The sequence below is a fragment of the Luteibacter sp. 1214 genome, from assembly GCF_031455395.1.
Taxonomy (GTDB): domain Bacteria; phylum Pseudomonadota; class Gammaproteobacteria; order Xanthomonadales; family Rhodanobacteraceae; genus Luteibacter; species Luteibacter mycovicinus.
Genome location: NZ_JAVDSQ010000001.1, coordinates 500,079 through 525,075 on the forward strand (window position 1 = coordinate 500,079; position 24,997 = coordinate 525,075).

The window sequence follows — 24,997 nt, forward strand, 5'->3', positions numbered from 1 at the left end:
AGCGCCGGACGCATCCACGCGGCGCACGACGCAGGCCTCGGGATGCGTGGCGGCGGCCACGTTATAGGCGGCTATCCGGTCTTCCCGCAGCTGGGGCGCGGGCGACGGATCGTTCGATTCCTGAGACATGAGCGTGATCTCCCGATCCGCCGGTACGCCCGGCTGCACTGACGTTGCGCGTAGCCGCGTTACGCCACCGTTACCCTCCCGCATAGATCACCTGCACCCGATGCTCGGCTCCGTCATCCTTCAGGGCCAGGGTTGCGCCACAGGCCACCCCGTCCAGCAAGAGGCTCGCCGGTTCACCCTCGTGTGCACGACGCAGGTCGATGACGTAGGTCGCTCGTCCGTGGCGGTAGCGCACGGTATAGCCCGGCCAGGCCGCCGGAACACGAGGCACGATCCGCAGCCGGCCACCGTCGAGATGGATACCCAGTAACGACTCGACGATCAGCCGGTACATCCAGCCCGCCGATCCGGTGTACCAGCTCCACCCGCCCCGTCCCGTGTGCGGCGCGACGGAATAGACGTCCGCCGCGATGACGTACGGTTCGATCTTGTAGCGCCCGATCGCGGCGGCGTCCCCGGTGTGACTGGCAGGATGGATCATCCTCGTCAGTTCCCACGCCCGCTCATGGTTGCCCATGTGCGCGAACGCCATGGCGGCCCAGACCGCGGCGTGGGTGTACTGGCCGCCGTTTTCCCGCACGCCGGGCACGTAGCCCTTGATGTAACCGGGATCCATGGCCGACGTGTCGAACGGCGGATCGAGCAGGCGGATCATGCCCGGATCGTCGAGCACCAGATGCCGGTCCAGCGACGCCATCGCACGTGTTCGCCGGTCGTCGCCGCCCACGTCCGAAAGGACCGACCAGCTCTGTGCGATAGCATCGATCCGGCATTCGTCGTTGCCTGCGGAGCCCAGCGGGGTGCCATCGTCGAACCAGGCGCGCCGGTACCAGTCGCCGTCCCAGGCGCTCGCTTCGAGGGATGCGGCCAGCGTGTCGGCGCCCGCGACGCATTGCCCGGCGAACGACACGTCACCGCGCTGACGAGCCACCTGTGCGAACTCGCGCAGCACATGGACGAGGAAGAAGCCGAGCCAGACGCTTTCGCCCCGCCCGGCCTCGCCTACCTTGTTCATACCGTCGTTCCAGTCGCCGCTGCCCATCAGCGGCAGGCCGTGGACGCCACGCGGCGCGGCGTGTTCAAGCGCCCGGACGCAGTGGTCATATAGCAACGCCCGCTGGCCCGAAGGCCGGGGCTGATCGTAATAGGACTCTTCCCCGAGGCGCAGCGGACGGCCTTCGATGTACTCGACGGACTCGTCGAGTACCCCGGTATCGCCGCTGGCCTGCACGTAGCGGCTGGTGGCCAGGGGGAGCCAGAGGTAATCGTCCGAACATCCCGTACGCACGCCGCGACCGCCGGGCGGATGCCACCAGTGCATCACGTCACCCTCGACGAACTGATGCGCAGCGCACATCAGCAACTGCGCCCGGGCCATGGCCGGCGCCGCGTGCTGCGTCGCCATCGAGTCCTGCAACTGGTCGCGGAAACCGATGGCCCCGCCGGACTGGTAGTAACCGCTGCGGGCCCAGAGGCGACTGGCGATGGTCTGGTAGAGCAGCCAGCCATTGGCGAAGACGTCGATCGACGCATCGGGCGTAGCGACCTGGACCGCGCCAAGGGTGTCGCTCCAGTGGCGCCGTACGGCGGCAAGGGCGGCGGTCGCCGAACCGGTCTGCCTGAAGCGCTGGACCAGCGCACGCGCCTCGGGTTCGCTGGCGCCCATGCCGAGCCGGAAGATCACGTCGCGCGATTCGCCCGGCGCCAGGACGACGAAACTGCGCAATACGCCGCAGGGGTCCAGTCCCGCTCCGACGCGGTTATGCCAGCCCGGACGGCGCATGCCCAGCGGCGCGCCCGCGTGGCCATTGCGCCCGAGAAAGGCGGTCCTGTCGCCACCGACGTCGCGGTCGGGGTCTTCGACATCGAAGAAGGCGACGCGTCCCGGGAAGTCGCTGTTGTAGGCATTCCGTGCGAACAGCGCGCCGGTCATCGAATCGATCTCGGTGACCACGTGCATCGCGCTGCTCTCGCGCACGTCGCCCAGCAGCCATTCGACGTAACCTGTGATCGACAGGCGCCGTGACTCGTCACCGTCGTTGGTGAGAGTCAGGACCTGGAATTTCACCGACGCGTCGATGGCGACGAACACCGCCAGGCTTGACGAAACCGTGTCCTCCGCGTGGTCGAACACGGTGTAACCGAAGCCGTGCCGCGTGGTGTATTCACCCGCCCCACGCATGGGTAGCGGCGTCGGCGACCACGTATGACCGGTGGCTTCATCGCGCAGGTACATCGCCTCGCCGCAGGCGTCCTCGACCGGGTCGTTCTGCCACGGCGTCAGTCGGCAACCGTGCGCGTTCTCTGCCCAGGTATACGCGCTGCCGCTTTCGGAGATCACCGTGCCGAAGTCCGGATTGGCAAGCACATTGCACCAGGGCGCGGGCGTGACCGCACCGGGAGCAAGCGATATCACGTACTCGGTACCGTCGGTCGAGAAAGCGCCCTTCGGCGCCGAAGCGGGGACCGGCTCGATGACCGGACGACGCGGCCAGCTGGCCGGCTCCGCGGCGACCGGGTGAGCGCCCAGTCGGTGACGCTCCATCTGCTCCTGCAGGGAACCCAGGCTGTCCACCACCACGATGGAGGCGCTGGCTTCCATCACCAGTCGATCCTCGAAGGACAAGGGCTGTGCGGCGCGGATGTAGACGCCGCCGGGGCGGTCGAGCAGATTGGCTTCGGCGCCCGAGGCCAGCAGGCCGGTCAGCGCGTCGTGCAACGTCTGTCGGTACCCCGTGCTGTCCTCGTTCCAGATCACCAGGTCGACCATGAGACCGCGGAGGCGCCAGTAGGCGGCCGCGCGGATCAGATCGCGGGCGATATCCAGACGCGCGATGTCCGCGATGCGCAGCAGGACGATCGGCAGGTCGCCCGACACGGCTTGCCCCCACAGCCCCGACTGGCCGCGCCGGTTTGCCGCGATCAGGCCCGGCTCGGCGCGCAGGGCAAGGTTCGGATAGAGGATCGATGTCGCCATGTGCTCGTACAACTGGGCGTCGGCAAGCGTCGAGTTGGCCTGACGCAGCAACACCTGGCTGCGTGTCCATGCGAGGTCGAAGACGCGGTCGGACAGGTGCCGGTCGCGATACTTCTCGATCAGACGTACGCAGCCCTCGCGCGCATCCGCGACGCCGGTGACGAAGTCGAGCGTCGCCGTCTGGTCGGGATCGAGCGTCACCCGTACCCGGATGGCGACGATCGGGTCGAGCACCGCGCCGTGACTTCCCGACAACGTGTCGCAGACGGCATCAAGCGCGGCCGGTTGAGCTGTGGTCCGGCCTCGCCCGATGAAACGGGAGCGGTCGGTCTCATACGAGATCGCATCGACATCCGCATCGTGTACCGCGACCAGATGGCACATCCATGGCGGGACTTCATCCGCCGAGCGCGGACGCCGTGTGCAGATGAGCGCCTGCAGGCTGGGCACGATCTCGGTCGTGACGAAGAGTTTGCTGAAGGCCGGATGGGCCGCGTCACCGCGTGGATCGGCCAGCACGACTTCGGCATAGCTGGTCAGTTCGATCGTACGACGCGTGCGGCCGCGATTGGTCACGCGGGTACGCCGCAGTTCCATATCGTCCTCGGGCGAGACGACGATCTCCGTATGCGTCTCGAAGCCGCGTTGCCGTACGCGGAACTCCGCGCGCGACTCCGCCAGAATGGCCTCGAAGTGGTCGGTCTGTCGTGCCACCGGCTGGTAGGCCGTCGACCACACGTCACCCGAGGCGGGATCGCGCACGTAACAGAACATGCCATGACGGTCGCGGGTGATGTCCTCGCGCCAACGGGTCAGCGCCATGCTGTCGCGTCGACTGTACCCACCACCGGCGCTGCTGACCATGACGTGATAACGGCCATTGGACAGCAGTTGCACCGCCGGCCGCGGACGGTCCGGATCGGTAAACAGGCGCAGCCGGGCTTCCGATGTCGCGGGTGCGGGCGCGCCCTCGCCCAGCCCGACGGCGTGCAGGTACTCCGATGCCGAGCGCGGCACACGTTCCTGCAACAGGAGGCTCGTCGCCATGACGCGCGGATCGGCTTCGAAGCGCTTGCGCATGGGCTGTCCGAGCAGCACATGCGCGATCGACAGCAACGACATGCCCTGATGATGGGCCATGAACTCCCGCACGATCGCCGAGTGCTGTCCCGGCGGCAGGCGCGACGGCGTGTAATCGACGGCTTCGTAGAGGCCGAACCGACCGGCCACGCCATCCGCGGTCAGCCGCTGCAGATTGCCGGTGGCTGCCGCCGGCGCGACCATCAGGGCCAGCACGGACGCATAGGGGGCCACGACGAGGTCGTCACCCAGTCCACGTTTGAGACCCAGACCCGGCACGCCGAAGGCCCGGTACTGGTAGGTCAGCTGCGCGTCGACGGCGTTGTATCCGGATTCGGACACCCCCCACGGAAGGTTGCGCTGCTTGCCGTATTCGATCTGGCGCGCGACCGCGGCACGACAGGTCTGCTCGAGCAGGCTGCCTTCGTAGGTCGGCATGACCAGCATGGGCATCAGGTACTCGAACATCGAGCCCGTCCAGGACAACAGCACCGGCAGACCGCCGGCATTCGTCAGCAGGCGGCCCAGCGAGAACCAGCTCTCCTGCGGTATCTGCTCCTGCGCGATGGCGACGAACGTCGTAAGTCGAGCCTCGGAGGCCAGCAGATCGTAGAACGAGTTGTCCAGCACGCGACGTTCGACATCGAAGCCGATCGACAGCAGGCGGCGGTTGTCGTCATAGAGGAAGGCGTGATCCATGACGGCCAGGTCGCCGGCCAGCGCCGCCGCCGAGGTAATCGCGTCCAGGCGTGTGGCTGCGCGCGCGCCACGCGCCCGGTCGTTCGCGTCGGCCGCGATCTCCGCCAGCGACGCGATGCGGTCACCGACGATGTCGGTATGCCATGCCTGGGCTTCGTCCAGGAGATCGTCGCACTGCGCGGCGATCCGGGACAGCCAGAAACGCGTCTCTTCCGTGCCCTCGTTCGCATGGCGACCCACGAGCCCGTCCAGCCGCTGTCGCTGCGCGGTGGCGAAGACGAGCACATCGGTCGGCGTCATGGGGGGGCTGCCCATCGCCTGCACGAGCTGACCCGACCAGTCGTCAAGGTCGGCTCGCCACGCGCCGCCGGCCTCTTCCGCGAGGATTCCGACGCTATCGGCCAGGCCGGCGATCGACGCCACCGAAAAAACCGGTGCGTCCGCGATCGCCAGCAGCCCCCGCTGCAACGTGAGCAGGTGGCCGGCGAGGTTTCCGCTGTCGACGCTCGACACGTAGAGCGGATGCATCGGCGTACCGTGCTCCGTGTCGTACCAGTTGTAGAAATGGCCGCGATATCGCTCGAGATCGCGCATCGTGCCAAGCGTATGGCCAAGACGTTCGACCAGCGCCCCCGCCCCGAGATAACCGAAATCGTATGCGGACAGGGCGGAAAGCAGCCCCAGGCCCATATTGGTCGGCGACGTGCGCCTCGCGACGCGGGGCGCCGGCATCATCTGCACGTTATCCGGCGGCAGCCAGCGATCGTCGGGCCCCATGTACGTTTCAAAGAAAGCCCAGGTGCGGCGGGCGAGATGACGCAGGAACGTCCGGTCCGCGTCCGTAGGCGCATAGACTTGCGCGCTCTGCGCGCGGCTGACCCACCAGGCGAACGGTGGCGAGGCCATCCAGAGCAGGAGCAACGGGAACGCGACGGGCAACGCGGCCGGTCGTACGGCCACGAGCGCCGCCGTCACGCCGAACGCCACGGCCGGACCGGCCCACAGTGCGCGCCACGGAATCGTATGCGTGCCGCGACCCTGTCGCTCCACTTCGCCGGACGATCGCCATTCGAGCAGATGCGTCCGACTCACCAGCACACGCCAGAGCGATCTCGCGATCGCATCCACGCTCAGGCGAGCTTCGTGCGGCAGCCATGCGACGGCCAGGCCCAGACGTGCCACATGCTGTCCCGCCGCGTCCAGGGCGACGCGGCCGTGCACCGGCCAGGTCACATCGTGTGGCTTGCGAATCACGTCCATCAGCACGTGGAGCAGAACCGGTACGAACAGCATCGACAGGACCGCGATAGTCCACGTCGCGACGGGGCCGATCCACAGCCAACCGCCTACCAGCAAGGCCAGGGCGGCCGGCGACACGAGACTGCGGCGCAGGTTGTCGAAGATCTTCCAGCGCGACAGGCTGCTCAGATCGTTGCGAACCCATCCATGAACGCTGGGCACCGTCGGCATCAACCAGGGCAAGAGCTGCCAGTCGCCACGGGTCCAGCGGTGCCTTCGCACGCTGTCATCCGCGTAGCGCCCCGGAATCTCCTCGAAGACCAGGACGTCGCTGAGCAGCCCCGAGCGCGCGAAACAGCCCTCGATCAGATCGTGACTGAGTACGCGTTCGTCCTTGAGGCGCCCGGCCAGTGCACGCTCGAAGGCATCGATGTCGTAGATGCCCTTGCCCGTGAACGAGCCTTCGTGGAAGACGTCCTGGTAGACATCGGACACGGCACGCGTATACGGATCGACACCGGCATCCGCGCCGTACAGGCGTGCATAGACCGAGCGCGCCTGCGCCGGCAGTGCGATACCCACGCGCGGCTGCAGGATGCCGTAACCCGACACCACGGTGTTCGACGCGTCGTCGAACACCGGGCGGTTCAGCGGATGATCCATCGCCGCCACCATCAGATGAGCGGCGTCGCGCGGGAGCTGCGTATCGGAGTCCAGCGTGATGACGTAACGGACGGGGGGAAGATCCGCGATTCGTCCGACGATGAGCGCGAAGCGTTCCGCGCCTTCGCCGCGCAACAGCCGGTTCAGTGCGGCGAGCTTGCCGCGTTTGCGGTCGGCGCCCATCCAGCGTCGTTCCGTCGCGCTCCATTCCCGGGGGCGATGAAACAGATAGAAACGATCCGCTGCCACCGATGGATACCGGGCATTCAGTGCCGAAACGCGACGTCCTGCGTACGCGAGGATCGCCTCATCGTCCGGGAGGGCGGGCCGATCGGCATCCAGAAAGTCGGTGAGCAAGGCGAAATGCAGCGCATCGTCGCGATTGGCGAGGAAACGCACCTCGAGTGCATCGACGACCTCGTCGACGTCCTCCACACTGCCGAGCAGGGTCGGCACGGTGACCATGGTTCGCGCTGCCGCGGGCATGCCGGACGCATAGTCCATACGAGGCAGGTAATCGGGCGATGCGATCAGCGACGCGCCGAGGTTCAGAAGGCTCAGGCTGAGCTGGCTTGCAACGAGCAGACACCCTGCGCCGAGCAGCATCCACACCCAGGCTGACGCCGAAACGACCGCCGCCGTCGCCACCAGGCCAACGGTGAGCGCGGCAGTGAGCAGGAGAAACACGGTGAACGACACCGCGAACGGTGCGCGTGTGAAGGCGCGAGCGCACCGTGTTTTCCAGCCCCGGCTTGCGCCGAGCGCACGCTCGAACTCCGTTGCCCCCGCGCCGACCAGATAGAAACCGACGTGCCGCCGGGTCGTATCGTGGACACCAGCCGCCTGCGCGAGACATGCGGCGTGCACCGCACGGGCGGTATCCACTTCGCTGCGACGTGTCGCACGCGCCAGGCGCTCCACCGCATGGCGATAGCGATCCCGGCTGGTGAAATCCATCGCGGGATAAACGCCGGAGGGATCGTCGCGAAGCGATGCCTCGACCAGACTCGCGTGTTCGACGAAGTCGCGCCAGTCCACCGTCGCCAGCGAACGGAGGCTGCCGATGCTGTTGCCGACCGACACCTGGTGCATCGCCTGCTGCTGCGATTCGGCCTGCACGAGGTAGTCGATGCTGCGGCCCGATTCCGCGAGCCTCTGCTCGACCCAGCCCAGCGGCATGGCCAGTGCCGGCCCCTGCCCCTGTAACCGGCGCACCAGCTCGGCCACGAACGGTGCACTCATCACCGGGGCGGAGCGCGCCATGTCGGCGACCACCAGCACCACATTCTTCGGATCGTCGGCCGCCATGCGCGTCATGGCATCCGCCCAGCGCGTGGCACGTCGACGACGCGAGCGGTCCTGAGTCACGCGCACGGCGATGCGACGCAGATTTTCGATCAGCGCGAGCCGCAGCATGATGGGCACCGCCCAGAGTTCGCCCAGACTGAGCGGCGCGACGGTCTGGTAGGCATCGAGGAAACGCGCCAGGCCAGCGGCGTCGACGCGTCCATCGCCGTGGGAAATGACTTCCAGTGCGATGTCGTAGACGCGGGGAAGACCATGGGATGCGCCGCCATCGAGCTGGACGAGTTCGCGACTGTACCCTTTGGGAAAATCCTTGTTCGCGCTGCGGATGTGCTCTTCGATCAGGTAGAGGTTGTCCAGCAGCCACTCGCCGGCGGGCGTCGCGCTCTCCCCGCGACGTGCGGCCACCATGAGGCCGCGACACGCCCCAAGGATCACCCGTTCGTTGTCGGCAAGACGGGGAAGCAGCCATTCGGGTAGCCGGCGCGCAGCCAGACGATGCCTGGCGGCGAGTTGCGCGCCGTAAGCCTCGAGTTGTTCGGCATTGAAGAGTTCGGCTCGTAAGGCCGGCTCGCGTTCCGCGCCCGCGGTTTCCCGGACGCGCTTACGCCGGAAAAGGTCTATAGACCCGCCGTTAACATCGCGACGACATGCATGAGCTGCTCCCGATGCGGCCGGTGGACCGCCCTTAGCCGCCGAGTGTGCGCCGCTGACGGGCCGAGCGCCATCACCAGGGCGGAGATCGCCGTGTGTGCGTTGCTGCGATGCGGAAGCCACCTTGCCGAATAAGCGCGTATACGCGGCGCATACATCGGAGTGGTGACCATGCAGTGCAGCAATTAGTGACTGCGGAATGAACCATTCATTAGTGGTGCGTGTAGATACACCGAGACGCATATAACGAATTACTAACGTATTTGCGTTCTAGCGTCTCCGTAAGCGATGGTTCCTTGACGCAGGTCGCAAAACTGGCGGTTTTCACTTTGAGGCCTACGCGACCCCGTCTAAGCTGAAAGTCCTTCGGCGCGGATCAGTGGTACGCGATTGGCATCGAAGAAGGCGAAGGACATCGTTCTTTCAACGAATGGCGTCGACATCGGCATCCCCAACGGCCGCCCGTCGACGCCCGCCTGAGGTTTCATCCTACGCATCCAAGGGGGTGTGTCATGCGCCAGCTGTGTGCCGGTGCATGGAGATGTGTGCGTAAAACGCTGGAAATACAGGACGTTGGCTGGCCCTCTGCTTTTCGGCCCATTCATTCTCGCTCCGGTATAAACGCTTAGACGTCCAATTCATCTCCAGGAAACACGCGGCCGCATGACGACGAAGATTGAGCAGGCACATGATGACGACACCATCGATCTCAACGCGTTGTTCGGTACGCTGCTCGATCACAAGTGGCTGATCGTTGCAATCACGGGGGTCTTCTTCGTGATCGGTGTGCTGTATACGCTGCTGGCGACGCCTATCTATCAGGCCACCGCCGTGGTGCAGGTCGAGCAGAAGACGCCGAGCCTTCCGGGGCTGAGCGACCTTTCGCAATCGCTCGGCACGACCGCATCGCAGGCCGTCACCGAGATCGCGCTGATTACGTCGCGCCTGGTCGTCGGACAGACGGTCGACGACATGCGACTAAACGTGCAGGCGTTGCCGCAGCGCATGCCGGTGATCGGTGACTACCTCTCCCGCGGGCATAAACCCGGCCAGCTGGGCAAGCCTCGCTTCGGACTCAGTCGCTATGGCTGGGGCGGCGAGGTCGTCGACATCTTCAAGCTCGATCTGCCCGATCCGACCATGGGCGGCAAGTTCGAGCTCCGCGCCGAAGACAATCACCAGTTCAGCCTGTACGACGACGATGGCAAGCGTGTGGCGCAGGGCGCCGTCGGTCAGCTGATCAACGGCAAGGGCGTGACGGTGCAGATCCGCCAGCTGGTAGCCAACCCGGGGACGCGCTTCGACGTCGTCGTGCAGCCCGCGCTGACCACCACGACCAAGCTGCAGACCGATGTCGTCGCCCTCGAACAGGGCAACGACTCCGGGATCATCGGGCTGACCTATAACAACGCCGATCCGGAGCTGGCGCGGAAGGTGCTGGAACACGTCACCACCGCGTATGTGCGGCAGAACGTCGAGCGGAACTCCGCCGAAGCCGCCAGCCAGCTGCAGTTCGTCAAGGACCAGCTGCCCAAGGTGCGGCAGGACCTGGACAAGGCCCAGGCCGCGATGAACGCCTTCCAGACACAGTCCCACTCCGTCGATCTGAGCATGCAGACCAAAGGCCTGCTCGATCAGATCGTCGGTGTCGAGAACAACATCCAGCAGTTGCACATGCAGGAAGCGGACATCGATCGCCGCTTTACTCATGACCACCCTGCCTACAAGGCGTTGCAGCAGCAGATGGGCCAGCTGCAGGCACAAAAGGACAAGATGCAGAAGGAAGTCGGCGCCCTGCCCGACACCCAGCAGCAACTGCTCAAGCTCAACCGGGACGTCCAGGTCAGCAGCAATACGTACACCAGCCTGCTCAATCAGGCTCAGCAGCTCGACATCGCCCGCGCGGGCACCGTCGGCAACGTGCGTATCGTCGACAAGGCGGCGGTGGACCCCAACGTTCCCGTGCAGCCGCGCAAGGCGCTGATCGTCATCATCGCGACCTTCCTCGGTGCCTTCCTCGCGCTGGCCTTTGTCTTCCTCAAGCAGATCCTCAATCGCGGCATCGAAGACCCTGCGCTGATCGAAGACCTTGGCCTGCCCGTCTATGCGTCGGTGCCGCTCAGCTCCGGCCAGAGCGCGCGTTCCATCCGCACCCGTCACAAGCACGGCGCGCGTGGCCCCCTGCTCGCCATCAGCGACCCGGCCGATCTGGCGATCGAATCCATCCGCAGCCTGCGCACCAGCCTGCACTTCGCCCGGCTGGAAGCGAAGAACAACATCCTGATGATCACCGGCTCCAGCCCGTTCGCCGGTAAGACCTTCGTCTCGGCCAACCTCGCGGCCGTCATTGCCCAGGCGGGGCAGCGCGTGCTGCTGGTCGACGGTGACATGCGCCGCGGCACGCTGCACCAGTTGCTCGGCGTCAAGACGGGACGCGGGCTGTCCGATCTGCTGGTCGGCAAGGCCGAACTCGCGGACGTGGTGCAGAAGGGGCCGACCGAAAACGTCGATTTCATCAGCCGCGGCCAGGTGCCGCCGAATCCGTCCGAACTGCTGATGCATCAGCACTTCACGCGCTTCATCGAGGCCGTGGTGCCCGCCTACGACCTCATCATCATCGATACGCCGCCCATCCTGGCGGTGACCGATGCGGCGGTGATTGGCCATCACGTCGGGACCAGCCTGCTCGTGGCGCGTTTCGGTCTCAACAAGCAGCGCGAGCTGGCACTGGCCAAGCAACGTTTCGAACAGAACGGTGTCGAGCTGAAGGGCGCCATCTTCAACGCGGTGGAAAAGCGCACGGCGGGCTACTCCGAGTACGCGTACTACAAATACAAGGCCGATCCGGCTTGAACCGCCCCGCTACCACGGGGCCCAGCATGAAAAGAGCACTATGTCGCGCATCCTGATCGTCGGAAATCACACGTGCGGCAACCGGGGCGACGGCGCCATTCTGCGCGGCCTTCTGGAATGTCTGGCGGAGGCGCTGCCGGGGAGCAAGGTCGATGTGACCAGCCGCTTCCCGACCAGCTCCGAATACCTTATCGGGCGTCGGTTGTTGCCCGACACGTTGAATGCCTACTACAACGAAGCCGCGAAAAAGCGCTTCGGTGGCCTGCGGCCGAAGGTGCTGCGCCGCCTTGTTCCGCGCATCCTGCACGGGCATCTCATGGGACGCTGGTGGGCACGCTGGGTAAAGCTGCCGCAGCGCCATCGCGAGACCATCGAGTGGATGAAAGGGTACGACCTGGTCATTCAGGTCGGCGGTTCGTTCTTCGTGGACCTGTATGGCCCCACGCAGTACGACCAGTCCATCTGCGCCCTGCTGGCGGGCCGTCCGGTCTACATGATCGGCCACAGCGTCGGGCCCTTCCAGCAGCCGTTCTTCCGGCAGATCTCCGAAGACGTCATGACCCGGGTCAACGCGGTCGCTCTGCGTGAGGAAGTCAGCGCGCGCTATATGACCGAGGGGCGCATCCCGCAGGACAAGGTGCGCTGGACGTCGGATACCGCGTGGCTGGTCAATCCGGGGGTCAACGAGCCCGTCAATACCGCGCAGCCGACGGTGGCCGTGACCTTCCGTGAGCTGGCCCCGTTCGACAAGCGTCTGGGCGTGACGCAGGCCGAGTACGAAACGGCGTTCGCCGAGCTGCTGGATGCCGTGATCGAAGCGGGCTACCGCGTCGTCGCCTACTCCACCTGCACGGCCATCGACGGCTACCCCAAGGACGACCGCATGGTCGCTCTCAAGGTGCGCGCGCGCCTGCGCCATCCGGAGTCCTTCCATGTCGAGATGAACGAGCTCAACGATGTCGAGATCGGCCGCCGCCTCGCCACCTGCGTGCTCACCATCGGCACGCGGCTGCACAGCGCGATCATGTCGATGAACTTCGGTACGCCATCCGTGGCGCTCAATTACGAGCACAAGTCCGAAGGCATCATGAAGCGTCTCGGTGTGGACGACCTGGCCATTCCCGTCAAAGCCCTGCTCGACGGCAGCCTGCGCACGAAGGTGCTCGCGTTGCTCCAGGACGAGACCTTGCGGCCACGCGTCGCCACGGCGGTCGCCCGCGAGAAGGCGTTCGCCCGTGAGTCGGTACTGGCGACGCTGGGGATCGGAGCCTGACCATGCCGATCCTGTTCGTCCTCCCGGAGTTTCCCAAGTATTCGGAAACCTTCGTCATCGACCAGATCGTCGGCCTGCTCGACCGCGGCTTCGACGTGCGCATCCTGGCGATCAGCCGGGGACCGCAGCCCGCACCCGGTGACATCGTCGCCACGCGGGGGTTGATGGAACGGACGACGTTCATCTTCGATCACTCCGCCAGCGCGTCGAAGCACTGGCAGATCCTGCTGCGCCGCTTGCGTCAGGTGCTTCCCGGACTGCCGAGCGCGCGCGTGCGCAAGGCGCTTTCCGTACGACTCTATGGCCACGCGGCGAAGAGCCTCGTCCTGGCCGGTGCCGTGCGCCGGATCAGGGAGCCGCTGAAGGCAAAGGCGATCATCGCCCACTTCGGTCCCACCGGCGTCCTGGCAGCCAACCTGCGCGCCCTCGGTCTGATCGAGGGTCCGATCCACACGGTGTTTCACGGCTTCGACCTTTCGCAGCACAGCGTGCTTGCCCGCCATGCCGACGATTACCGTCGCCTGTTCGCGCAGGGCGAGCGGATGTTGCCGATCAGCACGCGCTGGAGTCGCAAGCTTCAGGCGATGGGCTGCGCGCCGGAAAAGATTCAGGTGCACCGGATGGGCGTGGATCTGGAGAGCTTTCGTTACGTGTCCCCGGGCGATGTGTCGTCGGCCGGAACCCGCCCGCTGCGCGTGGTCAGCGTCGCCCGTCTCGTCGAGAAAAAGGGCGTGCTCTACCTGTGCCAGGCCGTAGCCGAACTGGCCAGGCGCGGCGTACCCGTCGAACTGAACGTGATCGGCGACGGCCCCCTTCAGCCGACCCTGGAGCGTTTCGTCGCCGATGAAGGCATGGGCGAGCACATCCATATCCTGGGCCGGCGCGACAAGAGCTTCGTACAGACCGCCTTGCGCGATGCCGACATCTTCGCCCTGCCCAGCGTCACCGCGACCGACGGCGATCAGGAGGGCATCCCGGTCTCGCTGATGGAAGCCATGGCCAGTGGCGTGCCTTGTCTGTCCACGGTGCACAGCGGCATTCCCGAACTGATCGAAGACGGCTATTCCGGGTGGCTGGTTCCCGAGCGCGACGCCGGAGCGCTGGCGGACAAGCTGGCGCGCATTCAGAACGGCGACTACGACCTCCCGGCCATCGCGCGCCACGCACGTGAAACGGTGGAAGCCCGGTTCAACCAGAGCCGTCTGCACGACCAGCTCGCCGCGCAGCTGGCCCTGGAGGACTGACGATGGCCTCCGCCAAACGCGACGCCATCTGGACCGCCGGGTCCACCGTCATCAGCGCAGCCAGCCAGCTGTTGCAGATCGCGGTGCTGGCTCATCACGTCGATGCACGCATGCTCGGTGCGCTGGCGATCGTCAACGTGGTCAATGCGATCGCCACGTTGCTGCAGGACATGGGCCTGAGCAGCTACCTCATCCACCGCCAGAACATCAACCGTGAAGAGCGCACCTCGCTTTTCATGATCAGCGTGGGTCTCGGTCTCGTCTCGGCCGCCGTGCTCTTCTTCGTGTCCTACGCCGTGGCGTACTTCTATCAGTCGGCGGTCCTCGGCCAGCTGATGCGTCTGTCGACGATCAACTTCGTGCTGCTGGGGGTGGCCGCGCAGTATCAGGCCAGCCTGATCAAGGCTTTCCAGCTGCCGAGACTGGCCCGCATCGAAGTGGTCGGACGCCTCTCGGGTCTGGCCACGCTGCTGGTCATGGTGCTGGTCTTCCATGCGTCCATCGAAGCCGCCGTGTACGCCATGATCGTCAACAGCCTCGTCCGGCTGGGCTGCTTCCTGGCCGTGTCGGAGCCCGACTGGCACCCGGGCCGCGGATTCGACCGGGGCATCATGCGGGAGGCGTTCCGCTATGGCGCCTTCCAGCTCGGGTCGCAGGTGATCAACCAGCTGCGCAGTCAGGCCGACCAGATCATCCTGGGCAAGTTTCTCGGCCTGGCGTCGCTCGGCGTGTACTCGCTGGCAAAGGAACTGGTCCTCCAGCCGACCAAGCTGATCATGCCGGTGGCGGGCCGTCTGGCGTTGCCGCGACTGGCGACCTTGCAGCACGATCCCGAAGCGCTGCGTCGCATCTACCTCGTCGGCCTGCGCGGTGTGGCGATCTTCAGCGCGGTGGTCTTCATCATGCTTGCCGTGTTCGCGCCACCGGCGGTGTCGATCCTGTACGGCCATCGCTACGACGGCGTGGCCCAGCTCATTCCGCTGATGCTGCTGTTCGGCATGCTGCGCCCGCTGGGCTCCCTGATCGGCGCCCTGAGCCAGAGCCAGGGCCGGTCGGACATCGAGTTCGGCTGGAACCTGAAGATCTGCGGCATCACGCTGGCGGTGAGCCTCGCCGGCGCGGCGTCCCGGTCGCTGGAAATCATGGCGGTGGCGCTGGCCATCAGCCAGATCCTGGCCACCGTGTTTTCGTATTACTTCTTCTCGTCGAAGCTCATCCGGATCACCGCACGCGAGTTCTTCAATGCGTGGACGATCGAGAGCTTCGTTCCCTACGCGTTCCTCATGCTCGCCGTCTTCGTTTACCCGGGCGACGGCTGGATGGCCAGCGCGGTGCGCTTCGCCATCGCCACGCCGCCGCTGGTGTGGGTGATCTGGCGTAGCCGACACACCTTGCTGGACAAACAGATCCAGGCGGTGAGCGCATGAGTACGACGACCGACGCAATGCAGACGAGGAGCGATGACGCCATGGCGCTGGTGAGCGTTTACATTCCTACCCGCAATCGTTCGGCGCTGCTTCGCCGGGCCGTCGACTCGGTGCTGGCCCAGAGCTACCCCGAGATCGAGATTCTGATTTGTGACGAGGCCTCGACCGACGATACGGCCGAGGTCGTCGCCGACTACATTCAGCGCTACCCCGGCAAGTTCACCTATCTTCGCAACGAGACACCGCAGGGCGCCTGCCGCGCGCGTAACCGGTGCATGGAGCAGGCTTCCGGCACCTATGTCACCGGACTGGACGACGACGACCTGTTTCATCCGCAGCGGATCGAATGCCTGGTCGACCTGTACCGGCGCAACAAGGTGTCGTTCGTCTGCAGCCGGTTCCGCTATTTCCAGAGCGACGCCCAGATCGCGGCGCTGCGCGATCGTCAGTACGGCAAGGCGGAACTGGAGAAGGTCGAGCCGATCACGCTGTCCGCCCTGCTCTACGCCAATCTCGCCGGCAACCAGGTTCTGACCGAGTTGTCGCGCATGCGCGAACTCGGCGGTTTCGACGAAGCGATGCCCTCATGGCAGGACTACGACATGTGGATCCGCCTGGCCGAGCGTTTCGGTCCCGCGCTGCGCACACGTCAGCTGCTGTCGTTCGTCGACGATGACCGGTCGCGCGCCCGAATTCGCAACTCGACCAAGCGCGCCGAGGGCAGCGAGCGTTTTATCGCCAAGCACACCCGGCTGATGAGCGCCGATCAACGGCGTAACCACCGGAACATCCAGTACGTCATGAACAAGCAGCGACCGCCCCTGGGCGACATCGCCCGGAACATCTCCGTCGGCGGCTACAAGTCGACGCTGAAAGTGTTGCTGCACAAGTTCTTCGGCGTGGCGATCGGCTGACCGGCATGGCATTGGCGATCAACAAGACGCGCGGCGCCGCCATCGTATTGCTGGCGATGCTGTTCGTGCAGATTCCGCTGGGGCACAGCACCACCAGCAAATCGCACGTCAACGTCTACCACCTCCTGTTGCTGCTCATGCCGGTGCTGTACATCCCGGCGGCACGCTACCTCAAGCTCAACCCCGCCACGGCGTTTATCGCCACGATGACGGCGACGGCTATCGCCGCCTCCGCGACCTATGGCGGCGGCGTCCGTTCCACGCTGATCCTGTTCGTGGCGGCGTCGTATTTCCTCGGCGTGGTCTTCGGGCGCAAGCTGCAGGATATCGAGCTGCGCAAGATCTTCATCTGGATGCTGGGCTGCTGCCTGACCTTCGTCATCCTTCGCGATCTGGTCTACGCCGGCAGCCTGGGCGCGGTCTATGCGCGTACCGAGGGCGCGTCGAGCATCCTGTACATGTCGACCGGTGGCCGCAACATCGAGGCAAGCCTGCTTGCCCTGCTTTCCATTCTGTTGCTTGGCACCCGTGTTTATCCGATCGCGGCGGGCATCGCGCTGCTGACCAGCGGCATGATGCTGTCGCGAGCGGGGCTGGTGGGTGCCGCCGTGTCGATCGGCATCGCCTGCTGGCGTGCACGCAAATCCCGCCACTATTACTTCTTCAACTTCTTCGGCATCGCGATGGGCGTGCTGCTCGTCGGCCTGGTGCTGTCGTCGGTGATCGACATCCCCGTGCTGGACCGCTTCAACCTCAACGCCGAGACCCAGCTCGCGCACAAGAACGTCGGCCGCCTGGCGCTGTGGACCACCGCGGGCACCGCCCTGCACCAGAACATTCTCGGTTACGGCGTCGGCAACGGCGTGCCGGTGATGGAGCAGCTGTCCGGCCTCACCTTCGTCGAGAACAACGTTCACAACATCTACCTCCAGTTCCTTCTGGAAGGCGGCGTGCAGTCGTTGCTGCTCTTCCTGCTGATGGCGGCACAGATCCTGTTCACGCGTACGGAGGGCCAGCAGCGCAACATCAAGTTCTTCCTGCTGTGCTACCTGATGTTGGCCTTCATCGAGTTCAGCGGTTACGAGGCCTACTTCTGGTTTTTCGTCGGCATGTTCTACGCCCGCCACGACCTGCGCAAGATTCGCCTGCGTGAGGAAGCGAAGGAGCGGATGAAGATCCGCGCCAACGTACTTAAGCATCGCGACACCCTGCCCGCTCCGGATCCGAACCATGCTTGATGATTTTCGCGCCGACGTACGCCGCCTGAAGTCGCTGCCCGGTTACCGTGGCCTGGTCTGGTGGATGCTCGACCAGTCGTTCTGGGTGATCCTGACCTATCGCCTGATCTCCGGCACCCGGGGCACGGTGTTGCACACGCCGTTCCGCGTCTTCGAGAAGATCGCGGAATTCATGTTCAAGTGCTATGTGCCGTCCACCGCGACGATCGGTCCGGGGCTGGTGATCTACCACGCGTTCGGCATCATCATCAACGGCAAGAGCACGATCGGGTCCAACTGCACGATCTACGCGCGCGTGTGCCTTGGCAACCGTTTCCCCGGCGACGGTACGCCCACCATCGGCAACAACGTGACCATCGGCACGGGGGCCTGCATCTTTGGGCCCGTGGTCATCCCCGATAACTACGTGGTGAAGGCCAACGCGGTCATCACCCCATCGTCCTTCACCCCGCCCAACGTTGGAGCACCGTCATGAGCGAGGCCGATGTGCGCCTGTCGATCATCATCATCACCTGGAACGAACTCGGGAACCTGGAGCGCTGCCTCCACTCCCTGATGGACAAGGTGGATTTCAGCCGCGACGAAGTGATCGTCGTGGACAACGGCTCACGCGATGGCAGCGCCGAATTCGTGGCCACGCTGCCCCAGATTCGTTATTTTCCGCTCGACAGCAATTATGGCGTCGGCCCCGCACGTAACCGGGGCCTGTTCCTCGCGCGCGGCAAATACTGCATGACGCTGGATAACGACACGATCTTCCTGACCAGCGATCCGGGCACCATCGTCGACGAATTCTTCCAGTCGCATCCCGATGCGGGCGTGGTCGGTTTCGAACTGCTGAATGTGGACCGCACCCGGCAGGACTCCACCCGCCGCTTCCCGCGTTTCTATCAGCCCATCGCGGCGCGTATCGCGGCCACCCGTAAGCTCGGCTTCGTGCAGCGCGAACTGGACCGCCACCTGATGGTGGACACCACCTTCGACGACAGCAACGATCCGCTTGAAGTCGACTACGTCCTCGGCGCCAACCAGACGTTCACCAAGAAGGTCGCCGCCTTGCTGATGGGTTATGACGACCGGATCTTCTTCGGTCCGGAAGACGCCGAGTTCTGCGTGCGCACCCGCAAGCTGGGCCTGCGCAACTACTACAGCCGGAAGATCTCCGTCGTGCACGACTACAAGCGTCGAACACGTAAGTTCTCCCGCCTCACCATCAAGCACCTCGCCGGCTTCGCCTACATGCTGAAAAAGCATGGCGGCGTGTACCGCTACTCGCTGAGCGAGCGCCGCTGATACCGGAGACGTCACCATGCACCGTCGCAGTTTTCTTCGTCAGTCCGTATGGGCCGCAGGCGCGATCGCCGTTCTGCCCCTGACCTCGCTTCGCGCCGCTGGCGCGGGCACCGGTAAGACTTACTACGTGGATGGCGGCGGGGGTAACGACGGACACGACGGGAGCAGCGCCACGCAGGCCTGGCGTAGCCTCGACCGACTGAACAAAACCCGCTTCGGGCCGGGCGACCGCATCCTGTTCAGGCGTGGAAGTGACTATCCGGGAGCGTTTCTGCCGAAGGGCTCCGGTAGTGCGAACGCGCCCGTCGTCGTCGATGCCTATGGCGAGGGAGCGCTGCCGCATCTGCATGCGGACGGTGGCGCCCCGTCGACCCTGCGCCTTCAGAACGTCGAATACTGGACGGTGCGCAATCTGGAGATTTCGAACAAGGGACCGCAGATGGCACCGCGGCGCACGGCGGTGCACCTCTATCACGAGGACTTTGGCATCGCCCACGGCATCGTCCTGCAAGGTCTGCACATCCACGATGTGAACGGCACGCCGGTCAAGAAGGACGGCGGTGGCAGCGCGATCCTCGTCCAGGCAAAGACGAAAGACAAGCCCACGCGCTACCAGGACCTGTCCATCACCGACAACACGATCGAGCGCACTGCACGGGACGGCATCCTGTTCCTCGGCGCCGGCAGCCGCAAGGCCGGGCTGGCCACGGGTGTGGTGGTGCGCGGTAATCGCATCAGCGGCGTCCCCGGCGACTGCATTCTGGTGAAAGGCTGCGACGGCGCGCTGGTAGAGCGCAACACGGTGAGTCGGTGTGGCGCCCTTCCCCGTGGTGAAGCGGCCGCGGGCATCTGGCCGTTCGACAGCGACAACACGCTGATCCAGTACAACGAAGTCAGCGACCATAAGGCGTATGCCGACGGCCAGGCGTACGACGCGGACTTCAACTGCCGCGGTACGGTGATCCAGTACAACTACAGCCACGACAATATCGGTGGCATGGCGCTGGTCTGCAACGATGGCCGCAACGCGTCCGACGTCGGCAACACCGGTACGATCGTGCGTTTCAACGTCAGCATCAACGACGCCCTGCGCAAGACCGACAGCGCGTCGCTGAGGATCTCGGGCCCCGTGGCGGGAAGCCAGATCTACAACAACATCATCATCATTCCCGAAAAGCCGATCGCCGGCGCCGAAGTCACCGTCTTCAAGGCGACCAGCTGGAAAGGGGTGCCCGACGACACGGCGATCCACGACAACATCGTAGTGTCGCCGCAAGCCCCGGGCATCGACATGAGCAAAGCCACCCAGACGAAGCTGGGGGATAACGCCGTCTTTGCGGACAGGGATGTCACGGCGTCGGCCAGCCAGCTCCGCACCGCGCGTGCCGACACGGGTATGCTCGCACGCTTCCGGGAGCACCGGCCCTCGCTGGCCCAGGTCAATGCGCTGGTCAAGGCCTGTTTCGCCAACGGCAAGCCGGTACCCAATGCGCTGGAGCTGATCGGCAAGCTGACCGGCTAGGGTCAGGTCCGCGGTACGGTGGCCCGGTCCGGCGCGGGTGCGCGGCGGGCCGCCAGCCGCTGGATGAGGCGCTTTCCGAGCGCCTGACCCGGCACCTCGACGAGGTGATAGGTGATCGTGGCTAGCACCACCGTCCCCGCCAGAGCGACGACGACCGTGGCGCCGAAGTACATGTCCGGACTCAGGTGATCGCCGGCATGCACCCTCGCCAGCAGCTTGCGGGCCACCTGCAGCATGAAGAAATGCACCAGGTAACCGCTGAAGCTGATCTTCCCTATATGCCTCATCGGCACGGTCACCAGCCAGCGATACGGCTGACGGTAGAGGCACAGCGTGATCAGGCCGAAAGCCAGGCCGTACAGAAAGACGGCCCGCGGATCGTCGGTCAGCTGCGGAACGACCAGCAGGGTCAGGACGCCCAGCGCGAACAGCGCCGCATTGGCACGCCGATTCCCCTCGTGGAAGAACCTCGTCAGTGCGCCGGTTTGCCCGAACAGGATGAAGTAGGCGCAGATGCCGCACAGGAAGATCGGCAGCTGGTTAGGCAGCCAGACAAAGACAAAGCGCTCCCAGAGGTCGCCGTCGGCGATCGGCGGATGGGCGACGAGCGCGGGCCAGGTCAGAACATCGATGAGCAGGATGACGCAAAGCGCTGCGAAGGCTTTGGGGAAATCGCGAAGCGCAAGAAATACCAGCGGGAAGACGATGTAGAACGACATCTCCACGCCGATCGACCAGCCGCCGGGGACCACATCGTTCGCGCCCAGAAGCCACGCGGGGTTCCATCCGTTAATGAAGCCGAGCGTACCCAGCAGCGTTCCCGGCGGCGGTAGCGCCTGACCTTTCATGACCACCGGTGCCAGACAGTAAACGCCGAACGCGATGTAAAACATCGGTGCGATACGGAAAAAACGGCGGATGTAGAAGTTCAGCCACTCATGCGACTCGCCGCCACGCTTACCGGCGGACAGGAACAACGTGAGCGCGCTGACCACGAAGAACAGCTGCACTCCACGCGCGCCCTGGGCGGCATAGCGACTCAGCCATCCCGACATGCTCGCCTGGTGCCCCATGGCCTGGTACATCTCGACATTGCGCTGCGCATGGCTCAGCAGCACACCGATAATGGCGACACCACGCAGGGCATCGATGAAATCGAGCTGTACCCTGGGCCGCGCCTGCATCAGCCGAAGCCGGGGTCGAGATGCCAGCGCCACGCGCTGGCGAGGATGTCGTCGAGGCGCGTAATGCGTGGCTCCCACCCTAGCTCGAGCCGCGCCAGTTCACTGGATGCGACCAGGGTCGCCGGATCGCCGGCGCGACGTGGCGCGATCTCGTGAGGCACCGGCTTGCCGGTTACGCGCTCGGCCGCGGCGATGACCTCCCGTACGCTGAAGCCTTCGCCATTGCCCAGGTTGAAGCGGAATGCGCCTTCATGGGTGGCAAGGTAGTCGATGGCGAGCAAGTGAGCCGACGCCAGGTCGTTGACGTGAACGTAGTCACGGACGCAGGTCCCGTCGCGGGTGTCGTAGTCGTCGCCGAACACCTTCAGCGCCGCGCCCTGCCCCAGCACCGCCTTCAGGACGTTGGGAATCAGATGGGTCTCGGGGTCGTGCGCCTCGCCGATGGAACCGCCGGGATCCGCACCGGCCGCGTTGAAATAGCGCAACGCGACCGACCTGAGTCCGTACGCGCGGGCCGCATCCTCGAGCACGTGCTCGATCATCAGCTTGCTCTGGCCGTACGGATTGATCGGCGCCGTGGCGTGACCCTCGTCGATGTGCTCCGCGTGGGGATTGCCGAATACCGCCGCCGTCGACGAGAAGACCAGACGCTGGACACCCGCCTCGTTCATGGCGGAAAGAAGGACCAGCGTATTGGCCACGTTGTTACGGTAGTAAGCGTACGGATCGACTACCGATTCACCCACCAGCGACCGCGCGCAGAAGTGGATCACCGCATCGAAACGATGCGTCGCGAAGACGCGAGCCAGCCGCGCCGCATCGCCGATATCGCCATGGGCGAATGTCACGCCCCTGGGGACCGCCTGACGGTGGCCTGTCGACAGATTGTCGTAGACCACCACCTCATGCTGGTTGGCCAGCAGGTAACGCACCATATGCGAGCCCACATAGCCCGCACCGCCACAGATCAGAAGCTTCAAGCGATATTCCCGGTTTCGTGGATGGAGTGCTGGCTCAGCGCGACTCTTCGACCGCGGCCGAGGGTGTCGGCAGCGCCGCGTTTCCGGGTGACGGGGAGGCGCTGCCGCCCTCGCTATGCACAAACCCCTTGAAGATCGTGAGGAAGATGATGCGAAGATCGAACGCGACCGACCAGTGGTTGATGTAATAAAGGTCGTGCTCGATGCGCTTGACCAGATCGGTGTCGCCACGCCAGCCGTTGATCTGCGCCCAGCCGGTGATACCGGCCTTGACCATGTGCTTGTGCATGTAGCCCGCGATCTCGCCCTTGAACTTCTCGACGAACATCGGACGCTCGGGGCGCGGACCCACGATGGACATGTCGCCGCGGAGCACGTTGAGGAACTGCGGGAGCTCGTCCAGGCTGGTGCCGCGAATGAAGCGGCCGAAGCGGGTGACCGTCTTGGCCGACGCATTGCCCCACTGCACGGCCTTGTTCTTCTCCATGTCCACAGGCATCGAGCGGAACTTCAGCATTTCGAACTCTTTGCCGTCCAGGCCAACACGACGCTGGCGATACAGGACGGGACCGGGACTGGACAGCTTGACGCCGATCGCAAGCGCGACCATCAGCGGCGAGATCATCAGCAGGATCGCGCCGGCGATCAGGCGGTCCTCGATGTCCTTGAGCAGCCAGGCATTGCCCAGTAGCGGGCTCTCGCGCAGCGTGACGAGCGGCACGCCCGCCACGTCTTCCATGCGGTGATTGATCAACTGACGGCCCAGCATGTCCGGCACGAACTTCACCGTCATGACGTGCTGGTCCATACGATCGAGCACGTAGTTGATCGCGCGGTTGGCGCTGACCGGCAGCGCGACGAGAACCTGGTCCCACTCTCCCGACGCCAGCACTTTGTCCAGGTCCAGCAACGCACCTGCCAGCGGCACGCCACTTGGCACGCCGTTGTCGTAACTCGTGCGCACATAAGCGGTGATCTTCATGCCGAGTGCCGGGCTGGACTCGACCTGGTCGATCATGTGCAGTCCGGAATCGGTCGCACCGATCAACAGGCACCGACTGATGCCCACGCCGCGCTCGCGAAGGCGGTGCGTGGCGCGATGGGCGACGACTCGCACCAGCGCCATGAATGACAGGCCCAATATAAACGTCAGCGACACCCAGCCACGCGAATACAAATCGCTGACTTTGAGCAGATAGCCGAGCGCGATGAGCGCAGCAAAGGCGACAGACCACGATGCTGCGATGCGGCAATATTGCCCGACGGGGCGCTCACCGATGGGCTGATCATAAACACGGAATGCGGCCGATGCGCTGAGCGTCGACAACAACAGTATAACGAGCGCCACTGAATAGACGCTGTTCATCGCTACCGTGTCGAATCGGACGTAGTAGGCCAGGAAACCGGCCGATACTGCGCAGATAGGATCGCTCGCACGGAGCTCTAGATCCACTAACGCATTGAATTTGGTCAGTTGCATGACAGGTACCTTCTTCCGACGCGACAATGCCGTGATTAACGGCCTGCCCAGGTACGTGCCCCCTGTGGAACCGGGTTGTCCTGTCCGGGGACGCCCAACGGCCCAACACGTTTCAGATGGACTCCGGCATTCCGCCGGAATCCGTCATTCAACACTTCTCAGTGTGAGTCTTTCGACAACTCATGCTGCACCGCCAGAAAATTGGCGGCAATCCAACATATCCTAATTTGCGGCTCGCGTCACAAAAAGAATCGCCCCATTCTGTCGTTCAGCTGATTGCCTTGCACTTAACATCGATATGGCAGTGAATGGATCCCGCGTTTGCGCGAATAAACCGCGTTCATGAATGTCTGCAACGCGTGTACGCATCGATTCACCCACTGGAGATGACGACCATGAGACGTCTGCTTTTTGCTTGCGCGATTCTTGCCGTTGCGGCTCCGATCTGGGCTCAGAGTCAACGTGCCACAACCCAGCCCGGCACGCCTGAGAACCCGCAAAACAACGGCCAACAGCCCCGCGTGGCCGACCCGAACCAGGCACGCCAGGCATCGAAGGGCTCACTCGCACCGGCCCGTGTCGGACCAGGCACCGCAGCGATGGCGGCTGCTACCGGAGCAACGGCCAACAACACCAGCGGCACCGGAAATGACGGTACGGGTGGCACCGGCGGTACGGGTGGGACGGGTGGAACCGGAGGCACCGGCGGCACGGGAGGCACGCGCTGAGCGGGCATCGACTCAGGTTCTGGACGTCTAAATGTCCATTCACGTTCCCGAGCCATTAATGCTCGATCGGTTTAAGTGGGGCGTTAAGCAATCGCCGCCTGGCGCTCCGACTGAA

At 64.8% G+C, this 24,997-nt stretch carries 14 protein-coding genes; 10 read left to right on the forward strand and 4 right to left on the reverse strand.

Going from position 1 to position 24,997, the window contains the following annotated elements; translation table 11 throughout:
* Window positions 1–199: 199 nt before the first annotated feature.
* On the reverse strand, window positions 200–8,503 hold the full coding sequence (locus tag J2X57_RS02000) for a glucoamylase family protein (RefSeq protein ID WP_309863194.1): 8,304 nt from the start codon (window positions 8,501–8,503) through the stop codon (window positions 200–202).
* 906 nt (window positions 8,504–9,409) lie between these two features.
* Between J2X57_RS02000 and J2X57_RS02005 the strand changes: the two genes are divergently transcribed.
* The 9 genes from J2X57_RS02005 to J2X57_RS02045 are packed head-to-tail and all read left to right on the forward strand — an operon-like array spanning window position 9,410 to window position 20,510.
* Window positions 9,410–11,599 (forward strand): polysaccharide biosynthesis tyrosine autokinase, encoded by a 2,190-nt coding sequence (locus tag J2X57_RS02005; RefSeq protein ID WP_036113381.1) that lies wholly within the window; start codon window positions 9,410–9,412, stop codon window positions 11,597–11,599.
* Between the two features lie 40 nt (window positions 11,600–11,639).
* Entirely contained in the window at window positions 11,640–12,872 is a 1,233-nt protein-coding gene (gene wcaK / locus J2X57_RS02010) for a colanic acid biosynthesis pyruvyl transferase WcaK (protein WP_043693909.1), read from the forward strand.
* A gap of 2 nt (window positions 12,873–12,874) precedes the next feature.
* Window positions 12,875–14,116 carry a glycosyltransferase gene (locus tag J2X57_RS02015; RefSeq protein WP_036113387.1) on the forward strand — a complete coding sequence of 414 codons (1,242 nt, stop codon included), beginning with the start codon at window positions 12,875–12,877 and terminating at the stop codon, window positions 14,114–14,116.
* 2 nt (window positions 14,117–14,118) lie between these two features.
* Window positions 14,119–15,543, forward strand: a complete 1,425-nt coding sequence (locus tag J2X57_RS02020) for a lipopolysaccharide biosynthesis protein (RefSeq protein WP_308845823.1) — start codon at window positions 14,119–14,121, stop codon at window positions 15,541–15,543.
* Complete coding sequence (locus tag J2X57_RS02025) at window positions 15,540–16,457, forward strand: glycosyltransferase family 2 protein (RefSeq protein WP_052191234.1); 918 nt, start codon at window positions 15,540–15,542, stop codon at window positions 16,455–16,457. The genes J2X57_RS02020 and J2X57_RS02025 overlap by 4 nt, the downstream gene beginning before the upstream one ends.
* 5 nt (window positions 16,458–16,462) lie before the next feature.
* The gene (locus J2X57_RS02030; protein ID WP_090352111.1) at window positions 16,463–17,695 is read left to right on the forward strand and encodes an O-antigen ligase family protein; all 1,233 of its coding nucleotides are present in this window, start codon (window positions 16,463–16,465) and stop codon (window positions 17,693–17,695) included.
* On the forward strand, window positions 17,688–18,170 hold the full coding sequence (locus tag J2X57_RS02035) for a hypothetical protein (protein ID WP_309863208.1): 483 nt from the start codon (window positions 17,688–17,690) through the stop codon (window positions 18,168–18,170). The genes J2X57_RS02030 and J2X57_RS02035 overlap by 8 nt, the downstream gene beginning before the upstream one ends.
* Window positions 18,167–18,988: a glycosyltransferase gene (locus J2X57_RS02040; protein WP_036113393.1), complete on the forward strand. Its 822-nt coding sequence runs from the start codon at window positions 18,167–18,169 to the stop codon at window positions 18,986–18,988. The genes J2X57_RS02035 and J2X57_RS02040 overlap by 4 nt, the downstream gene beginning before the upstream one ends.
* Window positions 18,989–19,004: 16 nt before the next feature.
* Window positions 19,005–20,510 carry a right-handed parallel beta-helix repeat-containing protein gene (locus J2X57_RS02045; protein WP_309863211.1) on the forward strand — a complete coding sequence of 502 codons (1,506 nt, stop codon included), beginning with the start codon at window positions 19,005–19,007 and terminating at the stop codon, window positions 20,508–20,510.
* 2 nt (window positions 20,511–20,512) lie between these two features.
* Here the strand turns inward: J2X57_RS02045 and J2X57_RS02050 are convergent, their stop codons facing one another.
* The 3 genes from J2X57_RS02050 to J2X57_RS02060 are packed head-to-tail and all read right to left on the reverse strand — an operon-like array spanning window position 20,513 to window position 24,154.
* Window positions 20,513–21,694, reverse strand: a complete 1,182-nt coding sequence (locus J2X57_RS02050; protein ID WP_309863213.1) for an acyltransferase — start codon at window positions 21,692–21,694, stop codon at window positions 20,513–20,515.
* Window positions 21,694–22,674, reverse strand: a complete 981-nt coding sequence (gene galE, locus J2X57_RS02055; RefSeq protein WP_308845827.1) for a UDP-glucose 4-epimerase GalE — start codon at window positions 22,672–22,674, stop codon at window positions 21,694–21,696. The genes J2X57_RS02050 and galE overlap by 1 nt, the downstream gene beginning before the upstream one ends.
* A gap of 34 nt (window positions 22,675–22,708) precedes the next feature.
* The gene (locus J2X57_RS02060; protein WP_308845828.1) at window positions 22,709–24,154 is read right to left on the reverse strand and encodes an undecaprenyl-phosphate glucose phosphotransferase; all 1,446 of its coding nucleotides are present in this window, start codon (window positions 24,152–24,154) and stop codon (window positions 22,709–22,711) included.
* 395 nt (window positions 24,155–24,549) lie between these two features.
* Between J2X57_RS02060 and J2X57_RS02065 the strand changes: the two genes are divergently transcribed.
* Window positions 24,550–24,882: a hypothetical protein gene (locus tag J2X57_RS02065; RefSeq protein WP_309863217.1), complete on the forward strand. Its 333-nt coding sequence runs from the start codon at window positions 24,550–24,552 to the stop codon at window positions 24,880–24,882.
* The last annotated feature ends 115 nt before the right edge of the window (window positions 24,883–24,997 follow it).

Excerpts from the sequence above, each read along its gene's own strand:
- J2X57_RS02000 (WP_309863194.1), bottom strand. The coding sequence starts at position 8,503 with ATGGTGGCCGCACGTCGCGGGGAGAGCGCGACGCCCGCCGGCGAGTGG.
- J2X57_RS02005 (WP_036113381.1), top strand. The coding sequence starts at position 9,410 with ATGACGACGAAGATTGAGCAGGCACATGATGACGACACCATCGATCTC.
- wcaK (WP_043693909.1), top strand. The coding sequence starts at position 11,640 with ATGTCGCGCATCCTGATCGTCGGAAATCACACGTGCGGCAACCGGGGC.
- J2X57_RS02015 (WP_036113387.1), top strand. The coding sequence starts at position 12,875 with ATGCCGATCCTGTTCGTCCTCCCGGAGTTTCCCAAGTATTCGGAAACC.
- J2X57_RS02020 (WP_308845823.1), top strand. The coding sequence starts at position 14,119 with ATGGCCTCCGCCAAACGCGACGCCATCTGGACCGCCGGGTCCACCGTC.
- J2X57_RS02025 (WP_052191234.1), top strand. The coding sequence starts at position 15,540 with ATGAGTACGACGACCGACGCAATGCAGACGAGGAGCGATGACGCCATG.
- J2X57_RS02030 (WP_090352111.1), top strand. The coding sequence starts at position 16,463 with ATGGCATTGGCGATCAACAAGACGCGCGGCGCCGCCATCGTATTGCTG.
- J2X57_RS02035 (WP_309863208.1), top strand. The coding sequence starts at position 17,688 with ATGCTTGATGATTTTCGCGCCGACGTACGCCGCCTGAAGTCGCTGCCC.
- J2X57_RS02040 (WP_036113393.1), top strand. The coding sequence starts at position 18,167 with ATGAGCGAGGCCGATGTGCGCCTGTCGATCATCATCATCACCTGGAAC.
- J2X57_RS02045 (WP_309863211.1), top strand. The coding sequence starts at position 19,005 with ATGCACCGTCGCAGTTTTCTTCGTCAGTCCGTATGGGCCGCAGGCGCG.
- J2X57_RS02050 (WP_309863213.1), bottom strand. The coding sequence starts at position 21,694 with ATGCAGGCGCGGCCCAGGGTACAGCTCGATTTCATCGATGCCCTGCGT.
- J2X57_RS02060 (WP_308845828.1), bottom strand. The coding sequence starts at position 24,154 with ATGCAACTGACCAAATTCAATGCGTTAGTGGATCTAGAGCTCCGTGCG.
- J2X57_RS02065 (WP_309863217.1), top strand. The coding sequence starts at position 24,550 with ATGAGACGTCTGCTTTTTGCTTGCGCGATTCTTGCCGTTGCGGCTCCG.